Annotated in this window: 14 protein-coding genes and 3 pseudogenes; 8 read left to right on the forward strand and 9 right to left on the reverse strand. The window is 62.9% G+C overall.

Going from position 1 to position 16,323, the window contains the following annotated elements; translation table 11 throughout:
* Positions 1–3 precede the first annotated feature (3 nt).
* Positions 4–972 (reverse strand): homocysteine S-methyltransferase, encoded by a 969-nt coding sequence (gene mmuM / locus ACZY1F_RS02910; protein WP_463940159.1) that lies wholly within the window; start codon positions 970–972, stop codon positions 4–6.
* Between the two features lie 339 nt (positions 973–1,311).
* On the opposite strand from mmuM, the gene ACZY1F_RS02915 reads away from it, so the two are divergent.
* From ACZY1F_RS02915 to ACZY1F_RS02925, 3 genes are read left to right on the forward strand one after another with little or no spacing between them, the layout of a single operon-like run.
* The gene (locus ACZY1F_RS02915; RefSeq protein ID WP_463940160.1) at positions 1,312–1,749 is read left to right on the forward strand and encodes a YqfO family protein; all 438 of its coding nucleotides are present in this window, start codon (positions 1,312–1,314) and stop codon (positions 1,747–1,749) included.
* A complete protein-coding gene (locus ACZY1F_RS02920) occupies positions 1,746–2,498 on the forward strand; it encodes a cyclase family protein (protein WP_463940161.1) in 753 nt (250 codons plus the stop codon). The genes ACZY1F_RS02915 and ACZY1F_RS02920 overlap by 4 nt, the downstream gene beginning before the upstream one ends.
* A 32-nt stretch (positions 2,499–2,530) precedes the next feature.
* Entirely contained in the window at positions 2,531–3,307 is a 777-nt protein-coding gene (locus ACZY1F_RS02925) for an IclR family transcriptional regulator (protein ID WP_463940162.1), read from the forward strand.
* Here the strand turns inward: ACZY1F_RS02925 and ACZY1F_RS02930 are convergent.
* The 3 genes from ACZY1F_RS02930 to ACZY1F_RS02940 all read right to left on the reverse strand — a co-directional run bounded on the left by ACZY1F_RS02930 (position 3,304) and on the right by ACZY1F_RS02940 (position 6,826).
* Entirely contained in the window at positions 3,304–4,104 is an 801-nt protein-coding gene (locus tag ACZY1F_RS02930; RefSeq protein WP_463940163.1) for an IclR family transcriptional regulator, read from the reverse strand. The two genes, ACZY1F_RS02925 and ACZY1F_RS02930, sit on opposite strands and share 4 nt — an antisense overlap.
* A gap of 31 nt (positions 4,105–4,135) precedes the next feature.
* Entirely contained in the window at positions 4,136–5,305 is a 1,170-nt protein-coding gene (gene alr / locus ACZY1F_RS02935) for an alanine racemase (protein ID WP_463940164.1), read from the reverse strand.
* 81 nt (positions 5,306–5,386) lie between these two features.
* Positions 5,387–6,826, reverse strand: a complete 1,440-nt coding sequence (locus ACZY1F_RS02940; RefSeq protein WP_463940165.1) for an amino acid permease — start codon at positions 6,824–6,826, stop codon at positions 5,387–5,389.
* A 300-nt stretch (positions 6,827–7,126) separates the two neighbouring features.
* Between ACZY1F_RS02940 and ACZY1F_RS02945 the strand changes: the two genes are divergently transcribed.
* Together ACZY1F_RS02945 and ACZY1F_RS02950 are read left to right on the forward strand one after the other, a co-directional pair.
* The gene (locus tag ACZY1F_RS02945; protein ID WP_463940166.1) at positions 7,127–8,179 is read left to right on the forward strand and encodes a homoserine dehydrogenase; all 1,053 of its coding nucleotides are present in this window, start codon (positions 7,127–7,129) and stop codon (positions 8,177–8,179) included.
* On the forward strand, positions 8,172–9,584 hold the full coding sequence (locus ACZY1F_RS02950; protein ID WP_463940167.1) for an aldehyde dehydrogenase family protein: 1,413 nt from the start codon (positions 8,172–8,174) through the stop codon (positions 9,582–9,584). Before ACZY1F_RS02945 ends, ACZY1F_RS02950 begins: the two co-directional genes overlap by 8 nt.
* 356 nt (positions 9,585–9,940) lie before the next feature.
* Here ACZY1F_RS02950 and ACZY1F_RS02955 read toward each other — a convergent pair whose 3' ends face one another.
* The gene (locus tag ACZY1F_RS02955) at positions 9,941–10,408 is read right to left on the reverse strand and encodes an Lrp/AsnC family transcriptional regulator (RefSeq protein WP_463918706.1); all 468 of its coding nucleotides are present in this window, start codon (positions 10,406–10,408) and stop codon (positions 9,941–9,943) included.
* Positions 10,409–10,544: 136 nt separating this feature from the next.
* Here ACZY1F_RS02955 and ACZY1F_RS02960 point away from each other — a divergent pair, with 136 nt between their 5' ends.
* Both ACZY1F_RS02960 and ACZY1F_RS02965 read left to right on the forward strand, forming a co-directional pair.
* Positions 10,545–11,213, forward strand: coding sequence for an HAD hydrolase-like protein (locus tag ACZY1F_RS02960; protein WP_463940168.1), 669 nt, complete (start codon positions 10,545–10,547; stop codon positions 11,211–11,213).
* 170 nt (positions 11,214–11,383) lie between these two features.
* Positions 11,384–12,007, forward strand: a pseudogene (locus tag ACZY1F_RS02965) (FAD-binding protein); the annotation flags it as partial.
* A gap of 77 nt (positions 12,008–12,084) precedes the next feature.
* Here the strand turns inward: ACZY1F_RS02965 and ACZY1F_RS02970 are convergent.
* The 4 genes and pseudogenes from ACZY1F_RS02970 to ACZY1F_RS02985 form a co-directional block, all read right to left on the reverse strand.
* A pseudogene (locus tag ACZY1F_RS02970) lies at positions 12,085–12,432 on the reverse strand (SDR family NAD(P)-dependent oxidoreductase); the annotation flags it as partial.
* Positions 12,425–13,056 (reverse strand): annotated as a pseudogene (locus ACZY1F_RS02975) (MmyB family transcriptional regulator). The pseudogenes ACZY1F_RS02975 and ACZY1F_RS02970, both read right to left, overlap by 8 nt.
* A 313-nt stretch (positions 13,057–13,369) precedes the next feature.
* Positions 13,370–13,675 (reverse strand): hypothetical protein, encoded by a 306-nt coding sequence (locus tag ACZY1F_RS02980; RefSeq protein ID WP_463918708.1) that lies wholly within the window; start codon positions 13,673–13,675, stop codon positions 13,370–13,372.
* A 537-nt stretch (positions 13,676–14,212) separates the two neighbouring features.
* Positions 14,213–14,521, reverse strand: a complete 309-nt coding sequence (locus ACZY1F_RS02985; protein WP_463940169.1) for a hypothetical protein — start codon at positions 14,519–14,521, stop codon at positions 14,213–14,215.
* 114 nt (positions 14,522–14,635) lie between these two features.
* On the opposite strand from ACZY1F_RS02985, the gene ACZY1F_RS02990 reads away from it, so the two are divergent.
* Positions 14,636–16,222, forward strand: a complete 1,587-nt coding sequence (locus tag ACZY1F_RS02990) for a phospholipase D family protein (protein WP_463940170.1) — start codon at positions 14,636–14,638, stop codon at positions 16,220–16,222.
* The last annotated feature ends 101 nt before the right edge of the window (positions 16,223–16,323 follow it).

The following is a 16,323-nucleotide window of genomic DNA, read 5'->3' on the forward strand; positions in this document are numbered from 1 at the left end:
TGATCAGGGAATGATTGACAGCCTCGCCACGGCGGCAATATCCTGCGGGGTCGTTCGACAGCACCCGCCAACGAGCCGGGCACCAAGTTCACGCCAGATGGGCGTTCCCTCCGCAAGGCTTGCGGGCTGCTTCCTATCGGGGCCCGAAGCGCTGTCCCCAGCCGCGGCCTGCCCCCACGTTTTGGTGACTGCGTCATAGGTTTCTCCCGAATTTGGATATGCGATCAGGGGCATGTGGGTGGCCTTGCCCAGGGCCTCCAGGGATGGGGAGACCAGGTCCAGCGGCACACAGTTCACGCCGATCGCCACCGCGAGCGGCTGCTCCATACAGAGCTTTGCCACCTGCGCCAGCGGCGTACCGTCGCTGATGTGCCCACCGTCCCGTAGCGTGAAGGAGAGCCAGGCTTCGACGTCGAACTCTTTCATGAGTGTCAGCAAGGCCTCGGCCTCGGGCAATGAAGGCAGCGTCTCACAGGCAAGAAAGTCTGCTCCGGCCTCCACCAGCGCCGCGATTCGAGGCCGGTGGAACTCCAAAAACTCGTTTCGGCTGAGGAAGTAGTCTCCCTGGTATTCTGATCCGTCCGCGAGGTACGCGCCGTAGGGCCCGACCGATCCTGCAATCAGCAGGGGGCCCGCATCCGTGTTTTCGGCCATGTACTCGCGGCGCGCCTCGTCGGCCAGGCGCACACTCAACGCCACATATCGCAAGGCCTCTTTCTCGCCGATGCCGCGCCGCGCAAATCCCAACGGTGTGGCCTGATAGCTCGCCGTGATGGCGACCGAGGCTCCGGCGCGGAAGTAATCCTGGTGTACGCGCTTGACGAGCTCCGGCTGTTCCAGAAGGACTTTAGCCGACCACAAAGGATCTTGCAGATCGCAGCCGTGCGCTTCAAGCTCGGTGGCGAGTGCGCCGTCCACGGTCAGGTTCGCTCCGGCATCGAGGATGCGGGAGAGCTTGGTGTTACTGGGCATTGTTTAGGGCTCCAAGCGGTTCGGTTCGTTCTGGCCTGCCGGGCGGACGCGGCGACTCGTGATCCGGCAATGCAAGTTATCACAACGTGCAGTGACAAAAGCGCGGCACAGCCCCGGGCTTGCACATGACGGTCCGCAGTCCTTTAAGGCAACCTGCCCTTTCCGGCCCAGTCACGCCCCAAGTCTGGCGATGTGCCGGGGTGAACATGAATGCCTCCATCCCAATGTGTGCGTAATAAGCATTTTTAGATGCTTGTAATGACCATCACTCTATGTCACCATGGCATTCAGACACCCTTTTACGAACCGCTCAGGAAGAGGCTTCCCTTGAAGATTGAAATGAAATCAGTACGTAAGCTGCGTGTGCATTGGCCCATAGCTCCGGAATCCTTCTCGCGGCTCGCCAAGGGCGGCGTAGAAGCATTCGAGGATGAAGCGGGCATCGTGGCCCTGCTCCAAGCTTTGTCGGAATCCCCGGACTTAGGGGATTTTGGCAACTACAGGCATGTCTTCGAATCGGCTTTGGGTTTCGAGGGTTTCACCTGCACTGAAGGTGCCAACCCTACGTTGGGGCAGGTGGGCCAGCGCACAATTTCGCCTACCTTGGTCTTCACGACGTATTTCGATGCGGCGCTAGATGACGCTGCCGTGGAGCGCTGCCTCCAGCACATCGTGGAGATCCATCCCTGGGAGGTACCGGTCATCGAACTGACAGGGCCAATCAGCGTCTCCAGCACTGCCCTTCCGGCAGTCCTTGAGAGCGAGGCCGCATCATGATTGAAGCAACCACGACCGGATTTTGGGACGGTCTGCAGCCGCTGCTTGCCGGCAGGTCATTTACCGACCTGACACACGCCTTCCACCCTGGCCAGCCGCATTTCCCGGCATTCCCCGACGAAGTCAGGGAACCCCTATTCGATCTGGAGAAAGGCGACGGTTTCACTGCCCACCGCTATTCGATCATCGGCCAATGGGGAACACACGTTGATCCTCCCTCGCATTTCATCCGCGGGGGACGGACCTTGGACCAGATTCCTGTGGAGGACATGGTCCTTCCGCTGGTGATCCTCGACATCACCGCGCGGGTCATCGCAAATGCGGACGCCACACCCACGATGGAGGACGTTCAGGCATGGGAGAGCCGCAATGGTGCCATCGCACCGGGGGCATTTGTGGCGTTGCGGACAGGGTGGAGTCTTCGTTGGCCCGACGCTGGCGCCATGGCAAACAGGGATGATGAGGGTGTCAGCCACACGCCGGGCTGGTCGCAGGAAGTCCTTTCCTTCCTGATTGAGGAGCGGTCGGTTACTGCCGTCGGTCATGAACAAACGGATACAGACCCGGGGCTGGCTACTTCCCGCCAGGATTTCAGCCTGGAGACCTATGTCCTGGCGCGGAACCGGTGGCAGATCGAACTGATGGCGAACCTGGAAGGACTTCCGGAAGCGGGCGCGGCCCTCATTGCGAGCTGGCCTAAGCCCCTGCGAGGCAGCGGTTTTCCTGCCCGGGTCTTCGCCATCCACTAGGACCGGTTCGTCCAGTGACTAGAATCGGATCCATGTCTAAGACATCCAGCATGGGCCGGGGAATCATGGCAGTCCTAGCGGTCGGCTCCCGCAACGCAGGAGGCCTGCCTGGCGGAACGGCCACTGATATAGCAGCCGATCTGGGCAAGGACCGCAGCCAGGTTTCGCGCAGCCTGCGGACCGCCGAGCAGGAGGGGTTTCTGGCACGCGGAGACCATAGGTCCTACACCTTGGACTGGTCGCTCCTGACCGACGCGCAGCTGTTGACAGAGCAACGGCTGCAGACCGACGGTGTGACCGCCTTGGAAGGCTTGGCCGGTGAAACTGATGAAGGATGCTTCCTTGGAGTTCTGAGCGGAGACAGTACGGTCACCGTCGGTGAGCGCGTTCCGGCAAGTAGCAATATGGTCGGTTCTTGGCTGGGCCGGCCCTACCCCGCCTTCTGCAGTGATGCCGGCCAAGCCCTGCTCTGGGAAGCGTCGGACGCCGAGGTCCGGACAATTTTTTCGGGCGTTGCCTTCGTACGTCATGGCCCCAATACACCGCTCGACGTCGAGGACTTCCTGTCACGACTGCGCGGAGCGCGGGCACGGGGGTACTCCATCGTCGATGAGGAAGCCGAGCCGGGGCTGTACTCCCTGGCGGTTCCGATTCGCGACTTCAAGGGCGACGTGGTGGCAGGCTTGCAGGTCGTGGGCGCCAAAACACGCCTGGAGCCGCGGCGGGAGTTCTGCGCCACGGCTCTCCTGTCCTGGGGAAAGTGGCTTGAGTCGTCGCTGGGCCGCCCTTTGCCGCAGAACCGGCCCTAGCTGGCCAGGTCCTTCCGGCCCGCGTCGCCCCGGGCGCGGTCCTCGCAGGACCCCAACCGCTCGGCTGCTGCTGTGAGGGCCTTTGCAATGTCATTCGTGCTGGATTTGATCTCGGCCCGGCTGCCCAATACGCTCAGCGCGGCAAGAATGGATCCTTCAGCGGTGCGGACGGGAACGGCCAGTTCGTAGATTCCATGCTCGAATTCTTCCTCCGCGACGATGAAGCCCCGCGCCCGGTCCCGGTCCATCAGTTCGGCGACTTCTTGTGGCGAATGGGCCGCTCCAGGTCCGCCTACGCCGATGAAGTTGACGTCCTTGAGGAGAGCTTGAACGGCAGGCTGCTGGTCGTCCCACAGCAGGGCCCGGCCGGACCCGGTACACCACACGGGCGTCACCATGCCGGGTTTCACGAAGCTGCCGGGAACCGCGTCATTGCTGGAGGCCCGCAGGAGAATGACGCGGAAGCCCTCGCGGACAGAGATTCTGGATCGAAGGCCGAAAGAAGCCACCAAAGCCTCAAGTTCGGATCTGGATTCCCGGACCCAGCCGGCATTCAATGCTGCGGCCAGGCTGAAAAAACGTGGCCCGGTTCGGAATGGGCCGCGTTCGACACGTTCCAGCAGCCCCAGCTCGCACAATTCCTGCGTCAGCCGGGAGACACGGCTTTGTTCCATATCCAGCTCGGATGCGAGCTGGGAAACACCGAGGAGCCGCCTTCCCCACTTCTCCCGGTCTGCAACCAGCCGAACTATCCGCAGTCCTTGGGCCATGGACGACGCTTCCGAGGAAGAATCCATACTCCATGCTCCTTCCGCCCGATAACTACGCTTATTCTCCCATGTCTTCGTTATTGACCAGGACGCGGTTTCCTTGCGCCCACACAGTGTAGAGGTCCGCGAGTATGGCGGAATTCGCTGCTTCCAGTTCTGCGGGAGCGATTTCTTCGCGGTCCTGCCGCCCGAACAGCACGACTTCGTCTCCAGGGCAGACTTCCGCCACATCGGTGACGTCAACAACCATGGAATTCATCGAAACGACGTCGACAATGGCAGCGCGACGGCCGCGGACCAGCACACCGCCTTGGCCGGCCAGCGCCCGCCGGTAGCCGTCTCCGTAACCTGCTGTCACAGACGCCAGCCTTGAGTCCCGGTCCAAGGTGTGGGTTAGCCCGTAGCCGACCTTGGTACCTGCCGCATAGCTATTAATGGAAGCGATCCGGGCCTTGAAGGCCATGCACCGTTGGAAATGCGCTGCTGTCGGACCCGAATCGCCATAGAGCACTGCCCCGGCACGGACCATGTCCAGCCAGGAGCCGTGTACGTGCAGGGCGGCGTATGAATTGGCACAGTGGAGCAGCACTTCCTCCCGGGGAGTTCCGGTGAGTTGAAGCAGCGTCAACGCCTGGCTTTGGAAACGCAGAAGTGCCGTTTCGATATGGCCGTCGTCGTCCTTGGGGAAATGCGTCATGATCCCGGCCAGTTGAAGCCCCGGGTGGCTCACGATTCCTACCGCGGATGCCCGGCCAAGCGCGGATGAGACGTCGAGGCTGTGCCTGCTGATCCCGGAAGAGTTGATATCGAGGTGGATGCGGACCACCTTTCCGGCCACGGCAGCGATCTTATGTATCTCCCACGCGCTCTGCGGGTCGGCCACAAGTTCCTCGATGTCGTGACGCAGGCCTGCCCTGATCTCCTGCGGCGCCGCGGCACGGACACGCAGGATCCGGCCCTCAAAACCGCAGCGGCGTGCAATGGCGGCCTCCCCGTTGCTTCCTACTCCGACGAATGGAACGCCCAGACGAACAAGGGAAGGGAGTAAAAGGTCAGCTCCGTGTCCGTAGGCATGGGACTTGACCACTGCGCACAAAAGCGCCCGGTCATCGATCATGGCCAGGAGGTTCCGGACGTTTGACTCGAAAGCGGCGGCGTCAATCTCCAGCCAGCTGCCGGCGTCCTGGACCGAACTGCGCACGTGTTGCATCAGGCCTTGTGAGTTCATGGTTTATCCCTTGGACAGCCTCGTGGCCGGGGAAGAAAGACCCCGGCCACGAAGCTGAGAAGACGATGGTCGATGATGGCGTCAGGACAGCTGGTTTGCGCCCGCCTTGCGCCCGTACTTGAAGTAGAAGAAGGCGTAGCAGGCACCAACAAAAGAGACTCCGAAATAGAGGGCTGCCACCTGGTTCGGGTCAAAGGCGATGCCGATGAGCGAAATGAGACAGAGCGAGAAGGCCAGGATCGGCACCAGCGGGAACAACGGTGCCTTGTAGGGAAGGGCAGCGACATCGCCGCCGTTCCTGACGAAGGACCTCCGGTGGAAAAAGTGCGATGCGGTGATGGACATCCAGACCCCGACGACGGCGAAACCTGCCACCGAAACGAGAGCCAGGTAGACCGTTTCAGGTGCAACGACGCTGCTGATGAGTGACGCCAGGCCTCCTAGCATGCTGACTGAGAGCGCGATCATGGGGATACCGCGCCGGGTCAGCTTCTTCAGGGCCCGGGGGGCGTGCCCCTCGTCGGCAAGGGAGTAGAGCATCCGTGCGCACGAGAAGAGACCGCTGTTTCCGGCGGATAGGAGTGCGGTGATGATGACGAAGTTCATGATGTCAGCGGCAAAGGGAATGCCGATGGATGAGAAGACCGTCACGAATGGGCTTTCATCCAGTCCGGCTTGCTCGAACGGGATGGTAGCGGCGATGACAGCGATTGCCCCGACGAAGAAGATCAGCAGACGGATGACAGTGCTGCGCATCGCTTTGGGGATGTTGGTGGCGGGGTCGGCGGTTTCGCCCGCTGCCACGCCGATGAGTTCAGAGCCGGAGAAGGCGTAGAACACTGCAAGTGCGGTGACGAGGACGCCGGTGAAGCCGTTGGGGAAGAGACCGCTGGAGGTGTTGAAGTTCTCAAACATGAAAGGGTGGTTGGTCCCCTCGCTGAGCGGGTGGAGGCCGAACAGCGCCGCGCCACCGAGAACGATAAGGACCACGATGGCGCCGACCTTGACGATGGCAAACCAGAACTCGGATTCGCCGAAGAACTTCGAAGAAACTGCGTTCAGGCCAAAGAGGACCGAGGCGAAGATGACGCACCAGACCCAGACGTCAACACCCGGGAACCAGCGCTGCATCAGGAGACCGGAGGCTGTGAACTCCGATCCGATGGCCACTGCCCAGCAGAGCCAGTAGAGCCAGGCCGTGGTGAACCCGGTGGCTGGCCCGATCGACCTCGCCGCGTAGATGTGGAAGGCGCCTGAGACCGGATAAGCGACGGCAAGTTCGCCGAGGCAGGCCATCACCAGGTACACAACAAAGGCGCCCATGAGATAGGCGATGACCGCCCCGAGTGGCCCGGCCTGGGAAATGGTGTAGCCCGAGCTCAGGAAAAGCCCGGAGCCGATCACCCCACCCATGGCGATCATGACCAGATGCCGTGCCCCCATGGACCGCCGGAGCCCGGAATCGGTCGACGGGGGAATCGTGGGCTGCGGTTCTAGCTGGACAGGTGATGAGGGTTCCATGGTTTCTCCCAGGTGAGTGGACAGGTCTGATGCGAAGGGTGCGCACATCGCCCCGGCGTGTGGGACAGGCCGCCTCGAGCTGTGCAATAGCGATAGTGATGAAAGTAACACAAAACGGCGTTCTGGTCATTAAAAACATTTCAACATGTCTATGTTGCACGTAATTTACTTCGAGGTGTAGATGTCGAATCGGCAGGCAGATGGTCAATTCGCCCTGTTTTTCGGTCACAATCACATGCAGTGACGGACATGGAATCCGGTCAACATTGGAGGACCGATGTAACTGATTGAAGGAGCACCATGACCACTTACGACATTGCGCTGATCGGCTTCGGCGGCGTCAACAGGACGCTGGCCGAACTGATCGCTACACGCGGTGAGACACTGCGTTCCGAGCTGGGCTTCGGCCTGCGGGTCGTGGCCATCACCGACCTGCGCCTCGGCTCCTTCGTCCAACCCGAGGGCATCGACCTCTCCATCGCCCTGAAACTGGACGGTGCCGGCGAAACCTTCGCCGAGTACGGCGGATCCGCGGACACCAATAACGAATCAGTTATCCGCAACTGCACCGCCGACATCATTTGTGAGGCCACCTTCACGAATCCTGAAGACGGCGAGCCAGCAGTTTCACACGTGCGATGGGCACTGGAATCCGGAAAGAGCGTCTGCACCACGAACAAGGGCCCGGTTGCCCTCCGCGGCGCCGAGCTGACCTCCCTGGCCGAACAGAACGGCGTGCACTTCGAGTTCGAGGGTGCCGTCATGAGCGGCACACCCGTCATCCGCCTGGCCAAGAAGATGTTCGCGGGGCTGAAGCTGAACGGCTTCGAAGGCATCCTCAACGGCACCAGCAACTATGTGCTCGGGCGGATGGAGGCCGGACTGGACTTCAAAGCGGCCATAAGCGAGGCACAGGAACTCGGCTACGCCGAGGCAAACCCCGCAGCGGACATCGAGGGTTACGACGTTCAGCTCAAGGTCCTCATCCTCGCCAACGAACTGCTCGACGCAGGCATAGAACTCAAGGACGTTCAGCGGCAGGGGATTTCGACCGTGACGCCGGAGAATATCCAGAAGGCAGCCCGCGAGGGACGCCGCTGGAAGCTCGTCGGTGCAGCACAGCGGAACCTGGACGGGTCAGTGACAGCAGGCGTATCACCCGTGGCGCTCCCCCTCGGCCATGGGCTGGCCGGAGTTTCCGGCGCGACCAATGCCGTGTCCTTCGATACCGACCTTCTGGGCGCAGTAACCGTCTCAGGACCGGGAGCCGGCCGCGTGGAGACCGCCTACGCTCTGCTCTCTGACATCATCGCCATGCACGCAGCCCGGACGGGAGTAGCTGCAAATGTCTGAATCCATGCTGTGTTCGACGGAAACGGCGCTGCCGCAGTTCCGTGATGTGACGAGCCCCTACGACGGCAGGGTGGTCGGCGCGGTTTCGCTGACCGACGCCACCGCCGGCGATGCCCTGATCGAAACGGCCCGCGCCGGCGCCCGGAAGGCACGGGCACTGTCCCGCAACGCCCGCGGGAAGATACTGGACGGCGCCGCAACGGAGATCGAGCAGCGAAGCGAGGAGTTCGCGCAAACGATCGTGTCCGAAGCCGGGAAAACGATCCGCCAGGCACGGAAGGAAGTGCTGCGCGCGGTCAACACGCTCCGCCTATCCGCTGCCGAAGCGCGCCGGAACGCAGGCGAAGTCATCCCCTTTGACTCGTATGAGGGCTCAGAGGACCGCACCGGATGGTACTCGCGCGAACCACTGGGCATCATTGCCGCGATCACTCCTTTCAACGACCCCCTCAACCTGGTGGCACACAAGATCGGCCCGGCAATCGCCGGAGGAAACGCCGTGATCCTCAAACCCTCTGCACTGACTCCCCTGTCAGCCCAGCTGCTCACGGACGTCCTCGTGAGCTCCGGGCTCCCGCCGGAAGCTCTCACGATTGTTCATGGCGACCGGGCAGTGGCCGAAACAATCATCAGGTCCCGGGACGTACGGATGGTGTCCTTCACCGGGGGGTTCTCCACTGGTGAGAGTATCGCCCGTACCGCAGGCCTGAAGAAGCTTTCCATGGATCTCGGCGGAAACGCACCCGTGATCGTCCTGGACGATGCCCACATCGAGAACGCAGTGGAATCCTGTGTCTCGGGAGCGTTTTGGGCCGCCGGCCAGAACTGCGTGGGTGTGCAGCGGATCCTCGTAGCCGCCCCGGTGTACGGTGCGTTCCGCCAGCGCTTCCTGGAGGCAACGGCGCGGTTGGTTGCCGGAGATCCATTGGATGAACGGACGGATGTCGGACCCATGATCAGCCCCACCGCATTGCAGGAGCTCCAGATCAAGCTGGACGGGGCCCTCAAGGCCGGCGCTGTCCTGCTCTCAGGCAATGTCACGGACGGCAATGTGCTTCAGCCGACCGTCCTGGAAGCCGTCCCGGCGGATTGCAGCCTGTGGAGGGAGGAGGTTTTCGGGCCTGTGGTCATGCTTCGTAAATTCAACACTTTCGAAGAGGCCATCGACGTCGCCAATGCCATCGAGTTCAGTCTTCATGCGGGCATATTCACCGACTCCCTGGCCAGGGCCATGGACGCAGCCAGCCAGCTCGAAGCAGGCGGCGTCATGATCAACGATTCCTCTGACTACCGGTTCGACGGCATGCCGTTCGGAGGGGCCAAGTACGGGAGCATGGGCAGGGAGGGCGTCCATTTCGCGTATGAGGAGATGACCCAGCCAAAGGTCATCTGCATCAAGAACTGATCGAACTGGAGGGGCGTGCCGGGCCTTGCGCCCCTCCAATTCCTCCGAGCAAAGGCACACGACTACGCACCATCCAAACTTCCACACAGAGGATGGAAAACCATGACCACCCGCATCGAGACGGATTCGCTCGGGATCGTTCCTGTACCAGCCTCGGTGGGTCTTGCAACGGCTAGCATATCGGCCATCGGGTACGCAGCAGCAGCAGTGGTGGCTAAGGAAGCCCTGCAGGATGGGTCACCATTCTGGACATCGTCACCAGCAGGAACCTCTTGGACCGGGACGCAGCGCAGTCGCTACTTGAATCTGCCGTGCTGCCGGTCCGAAACGCGGACATGTCCGGAGTCTGATCACCTTCACTCGGTGGCGCGGGCACCTCCGGTGCCTCGCCTGATGAAACTGGATAGCGTCATGGCCGTCACTGTGTCCGTGACGCCGGGAATGGCCGCGATCTGCTCCCAGATCTCCTGAACCCTCTCCAGCGACCGGGCCTCGACCCTCACCAGCAGATCAAAATCACCGCTCACGACGTCACATAGAACCACTTCCGGAATCGACCGCAACACGGTGATGACGTCCGACCCCCGCACCCGGTCCTTCCTGTAAACCATCAGGAAGGCGGACACGAGGCCCTGGCCGGGTGGGCCGGCAACAATCGTGTACCCCTGGATATACCCTTGCCGTTCCATCCGTTCGATTCGCTGGCGCACAGCATTCCTCGAAAGTAGGACTTTGGTCGCCAGCTCTGCATGGCTCATGCGGGCGTTCTTCGTGAGCTCCGCAAGAATCCTCTGATCTATCTGATCAAGACTCACTCGATCCATGCCTACCCTTCACAGCGATAATCCCCCGGACACAACCGGAACGGAACCAATTTCAAGACCGAAAGCCCTCGAAAAAATGACACATCTGCACCAGGCCCGGCCCTCTCTCACTGGCATTAGCTGCATCTTGTTCGACATGGACGGAACGCTCCTGGATTCAGCACCCGGCGTTACAGCAAGTGCTGCCCAGGCCTTGGCAGCTGTAGGCGCGCCAGTCCCCGCGATGGACAAACTGCGCCGCTTCGTCGGCCCGCCGATGATCGAGTCCTTTAGAACAGTCTCACAACTGGACGAAAAAACCGCCCAAAAGGCCCTCCAACACTACCGCAAAGCGTATGCCGATCATGGCGCTGAACAATCCAGCCCATACGACGGGATCATAGACGTACTCAAGCACATACACTCGTCCGGCATTCCAATGGCTGTAGCCACTTCCAAGGTGGAGGACCAAGCAATCAGACTCGCACAATGGTTCGGAATTGAAGGCTATTTCATCGACGTGTGCGGGGCGTCGGACAGCGTGGGAAGATCGAGCAAGGCAGACGTCATCGCCGAATTGCTGCGCCGGCTCCAATCCGAAGGCGTTGACATCTCCAGTCCCGCTATGGTCGGAGACCGAAGCTACGACGTCGCGGGAGCAGCTGCACACGGAATCCCCACGATATTCGCACTTTGGGGGTACGGGGAGGCCGAGGAAGCGTCGGAAGCTGCCGCCGTTGTCCCCTCCCCCGCAGCTCTTCTGCCGCTGATCCTGAACATCAGACGTCGGCCAGCCGCCCAGCATGACCATCCCCCCGTGCGATGAGCCCACCAGTTCGACCAGCCCGCATCAAAATCCACTCTTTGCTAGAACTGCGGTTTGGCCGCAAAACCGGAACGCTGCCGGGTAGCCTGCCGCATAAGCCGGTCCCCCCACTTCTGCATCCTCCGCCCGCTACCGCGCCGCATAGAATGCGCAGAGCGCTGACAGTGGGGATTGTTAAGGGATTGCCTGAAGTGGACTCGGATCGGCAGAGCGTCCGCGTCAGCGGCGGAGTGAGCTACGGTGCTCTGTGCCGCACGCTGCAGCAGGCCGGCCTGGCCATCCACAATCTGGCGTCGCTCCCCCACATTTCCGTGGCCGGGGCCGTCCAGACGGGCACCCATGGGTCCGGCGTGAACAACCCCTCCCTGGCCGGAGCGGTGGAGGGCATTGACCTGGTCCGGCCCTCCGGCGAGCAGCTATCCCTGTCCCGCGCGGACGGCGAGGAGTTCCTGGGCAGCGTGGTGGGCCTGGGCGCCCTGGGCATCGTCACCGGCCTCCGGCTTGCCGTCCGGCCGAGCTTCAGCATGCGACAGCGCGTGCTGGAAAACCTGCCGTGGGAACGGGCGCTGGCGGATTTCACGCAGCTTGTGTCCAGCGCCTACAGCGTGAGTCTTTTCATTGATTACGCGGGCGATAGCATCAACCAGGTCTGGCTCAAGGCGCTGGACTCGGAGCCTCCCCTCGGCGAATTGTTCGGCGCCACGGCAGCCATCAGCCCGCGGCATCCGCTGCCGGGGATGTCGGCCGAGAACTGCACAGGCCAGATGGATGAGCCCGGGCGATGGCTGGACCGGCGGTCACGACTGGGAGTCCCTCTACCCCCGCTTAGGCCGGCGGTGGAAGAGATGGTGACCACCAAGCCGGAGCGCTGGGCCCGCAGGACCGGCAGGGCCGCCCGGGTGACGTTCATGGGACCGAACATGGTGGTTTCGATCTGTGCCCGGAAGTCCTCGGGGGTGATTTCCTCGAAGAACCCGGCGTAGAAGTTGCCGGCGTTGTTCACCAGGACGTCGATCCGGCCGAACCGGTCCACGGCTGCCTGGATGGCGGCGCCCGCGTCGGCAGGGTCGGTGACGTCGAGCTTTACCGCGAGGAGGTCCTCGCTGTCACCGACGGCCTGAGTGACCTCTGCCGGGTTGCGGCCGGCGCCGGTGATGAACCAGACTTTCTTGCCGGTGGTGTTGTTGGCCTGCTCAGTGGGGTTGTTTTGTTCAGTCATCGGAGGGTTCTGTCTTTCCTGTGTTGCGCCCTGGTTGCGCGTGGGAGCGCACGGGGGCGGTGGATCCGCCGGCAGGATCGCCGGCGGTGGCTGTTTGGGTGGTTTCCTCGGGTGGCGAGGCCGCCCAGCTGGCGAGGAATGCCAGCGCGGTTGCGGATGCGGAGCCCGGCTCGGCGGTGAAGGTGAACACGCTCTGCCCTTCGTCGCCGGGGAGGCCCAATGTTTCGTACTGCAGGGACAGGTCGCCGGCCACCGGGTGGTGGAAGCGCTTGGTTCCCGTGGTGTGGATCCGCACGTCGTGCCCGGCCCAGAGCGCGGCGAACAGGCCGCTACGCGTGGTGAGCTCGCCGACCAGCTCGTTCGGGCGAGGTGGTGCGGATTCCGGCCAGATTCCAGGCGCAGCATCGCGACCATGATGGCCGCGATCGCGTTCCAGTCGGGGTAGAAGTCGGCTGCCCGTGGATCGAGGAAGATGTAGCGGGCCTGGTTCGGCAGCCGGCCCGGAGTGTGCTGATCATACGACACAGCTGAGTTAAATACCTCGGAGTACAGAGCCCGTCCCAGCATGTTGCCGGCGAGGACGTCGCCCCTGCCGTTCTGCACCATGCCGGCCACTCCGGTCATCCCGTCCAGCAGGCGCAGCACGCCGGGACGGACCCGGTGCTGCTCCGGACTGACCTTCGCACGGCGCGAAATCAGGAACTCACGGATGTCTTCTTTGTGTCCACAAGTTCCACGGTACGCAGGCTGTTTGGCCGGCGGCAGTGACTGTCAGACGCCCCCAGGGCGGATGGAGGCGGAAGCAGTCACGAAGAAAGGAAACGGTCGACGACGGGGCCTCCCGCCGTCGAGCGTTTGAGTTAAGGCCGAACAGCCTTTCTAGTTGGCCCAGCCGGCCGCAATGAAATGGTTCGGCGGAACCCCGGATACTCAGCGGTCAGCCCGCACGCTCACCCTCGCGGGCCGTCTCCTCCAGGATCCTTGCAGTGGGCGCTGCCGTCATCAGCTGCCCTATCACCTCGGGCTTGTCCCATACCTCGCTGCGGAGCCGTTCCAGAAAGACGGTCGCAGCATCCTTGGTGTCGAAGTCAAGGAGCACGGCCACGCTGTTCTGGTCGTCCGTATCCCGGAGCAGCCGGACAGACCTGGCGCCCGAGGCGGCGCGGCCTGCGGGATCGCTATCGAATACCTTCTTGAAAGCCTCGTAGTCCCGGACTGGATAGCTGATCTGCAAGGTGAACATCGTTGTTCCTTTCCTTGGGCTTGTATCAGACCAAGATAGGCCGTCCATCGTCATTCCGATAGGGCCGGAGGACCGGCCTCAAACCGGCGATGCTTTGCCCTCCTCGGCGCGTGTATCCGGGCGCCAACAGCGCGGACCAGCCGCCGTCGGACGCGAGGATGGCGCCGTTGACGTTTGGTACCGTCGGCGCTGAGCAGGAACGTGATGGAGGCGGCGAGCTGCGCCGAGGTGGCGTGAGTCGGGACGGTGGCAATTCGAGGACGAGACGGGCCGGCGGCCGGGGCCACCGAGGGCCGAGCCCACAGCGCACGCTCATCAGCCGCGATCCCGCCAGCCTCTCGCCGGCAGTGCAGGCCATGATCAAGCTTGCCGAAGAGCATATGCGAATGCTTCACCGGCAGTACCAGCCGACCTGACCTGACCGCGTACGACGGCGGGACTTCCCGCAAGGCTCTCAGGAGATGATCTCTTCACCCGGGGTCCCTCATGCGGCCGCGTACCTTCGGCTCAGGCGGAGCCCTTTTCGCCTTCCGGAGCTTACTGATTCTTCGGGCTGGCTTGTCTACCGATTCTGTACCCGGCCCAGAACGCCAAGACGAGCAGTCCGGTGACTGCTACTGCCAAGCCGATCTGCGTCCCTTGAGTTACAAAGGCCATGCCGTTCCCCATAAAGAGCTCGTTGCTCAGGGGCGCGTAGGCGAACCAGCCTATGGTCGCACTCGCGTTGTTCCACGCGATGATGCAACCAACCAGCACCGTTAGCAGGCCCACCACGGGCACGACGGCGGCAGAGAATCGGGCTGGCTTCGGTGTCTTGCGTTCCCCGGATGTGTTGTTTCCCCCCATGCAGGCGAGTCTAGCGGGCCGCAGTCGTAGGCTATTGATTAGGCCGGACGCTTAGTGACCGGCCTCGGGTCCCGAAGGGAACGACGAGTGGACAGTAGTGCTGGATATTGGTTCTTGAGTAGCGCTGAGCGGGGTAATGCCGCCACCGGCGTGCACGCGGGCGGTCCGGGATCGTCGTCCTGGTCGGAGGGAAACCTCGTGCGGCCGCTGATTCATGGGGCCACCTACTTCGCCCGGCTGCATGAGGAGCTGTCAGCCCTGCAGCCCGGAGACCGTGTGTGGTTCACCGACTGGCGAGGCGATGCCGACGAGCGGCTTACAGCGGACGGACCGGCGATCGGTGACTTGCTGGCGCGGTTGGCCCGGGCGGGAGTGGAAGTCCGCGGCCTGATCTGGAGATCCCACGGGGAACGCGTGTCAGCCCCGATGAGTTGGCGATCCAACGAGCTCCTCAGCCGCCAGGTCAACGATGCCGGCGGCGAGGTGCTGTTGGATCAGCGTGTGCGCCTCTTCGGCTGCCATCACCAAAAACTGTTCGTCATCCGCCGCCGTGATGACCCTGCGCAGGACGTCGCGTTCGTGGGTGGGATCGACCTTTCGCACAGCCGCCGGGACGACGCCGACCACGCCGGAGACCCGCAGGCAGTGGCCATGGATCCCCGGTACGGGAAACAACCTCCGTGGCACGACGCCGCCGTCGAACTTCGTGGCCCGGTGGTGGCAGATGTGCTGGAACTGTTCGCTGAACGGTGGAATGACCCCCATCCCCTGGACCGGCGCACACCCTACCGGATGCTGCTGCAACGCCTGGCGGACATGCCCCGGCACCCGGAACCCCTGCCGGAGGCTGCGCCGCCACCGCCGCCGGCCGGCCCTCACGCCGTGCAGCTGCTGCGCACCTACGCTGTGAAGCATCCGCCGTTCCCGTTCGCACCCGGCGGTGATCGGAGCGTTGCCCGGGCCTACACAAAAGCGTTCGCCCTGGCCCGCTCGTTGATTTACATCGAGGACCAGTACTTGTGGTCCGCAGAGGTCGCCGCCGGAATCGCAGCGGCCCTCGAACAGAACCCCGGGTTGAACGTGATCGCTGTGGTTCCCCGATACCCGGACTCAGACGGTCCGCTCGCAGGGCCACCCAAGCGGCTCGGGCAACTGAGGGCCATCGAAAGGATGAGCCGCGTTGCACCCGGCAGATTCGGCGTGTTCAATCTGGAGAACACTGCCGGGACTCCGATCTACGTCCATGCCAAGATCTGTATCATCGACGACGCCTGGTTCACTTGCGGATCGGACAACTTCAACCGTCGATCCTGGACCACGGACAGCGAGCTTACCTGCGCGGTAGTCGATACCACTTCTGGTCACCGGGAAACACCCGGCGCAGACACTGGTCCCGGGGTGTCCCTTCCGTTGGTCCAGGGGCTCCGGCTCCAGCTCTGGGCCGAGCACTTGGGCCTGGACAAGGGTGACCCTCGGCTGCACTCCCCGGCGGACGCCCTCGGCCTGTGGAATGCCGCCGCCGATGCCCTGGATCACTGGCACAAAACCGGCCGCTCCTCGCCCCGCCCCAAGGGACATGTGCGACGCCACAGTGCAGAACCCGTGCCGCCCCTTCAGCGTCTCTGGGCCAATCCTGTAAACCGCTTCCTGGTGGACCCGGACGGCCGCCCCCGCAAAATGCGCGGAACTACCCGGTTCTGAGGCAGGCAGGTCCGCTGCCTGTAACCGGGTAGCGCCGCCCCGGCACGCGTAACCGCGTGGAACGCTGACGTCACACAACGTGACGCCATCCTGATCCGGAC

This window comes from Pseudarthrobacter xylosi, from assembly GCF_055412765.1.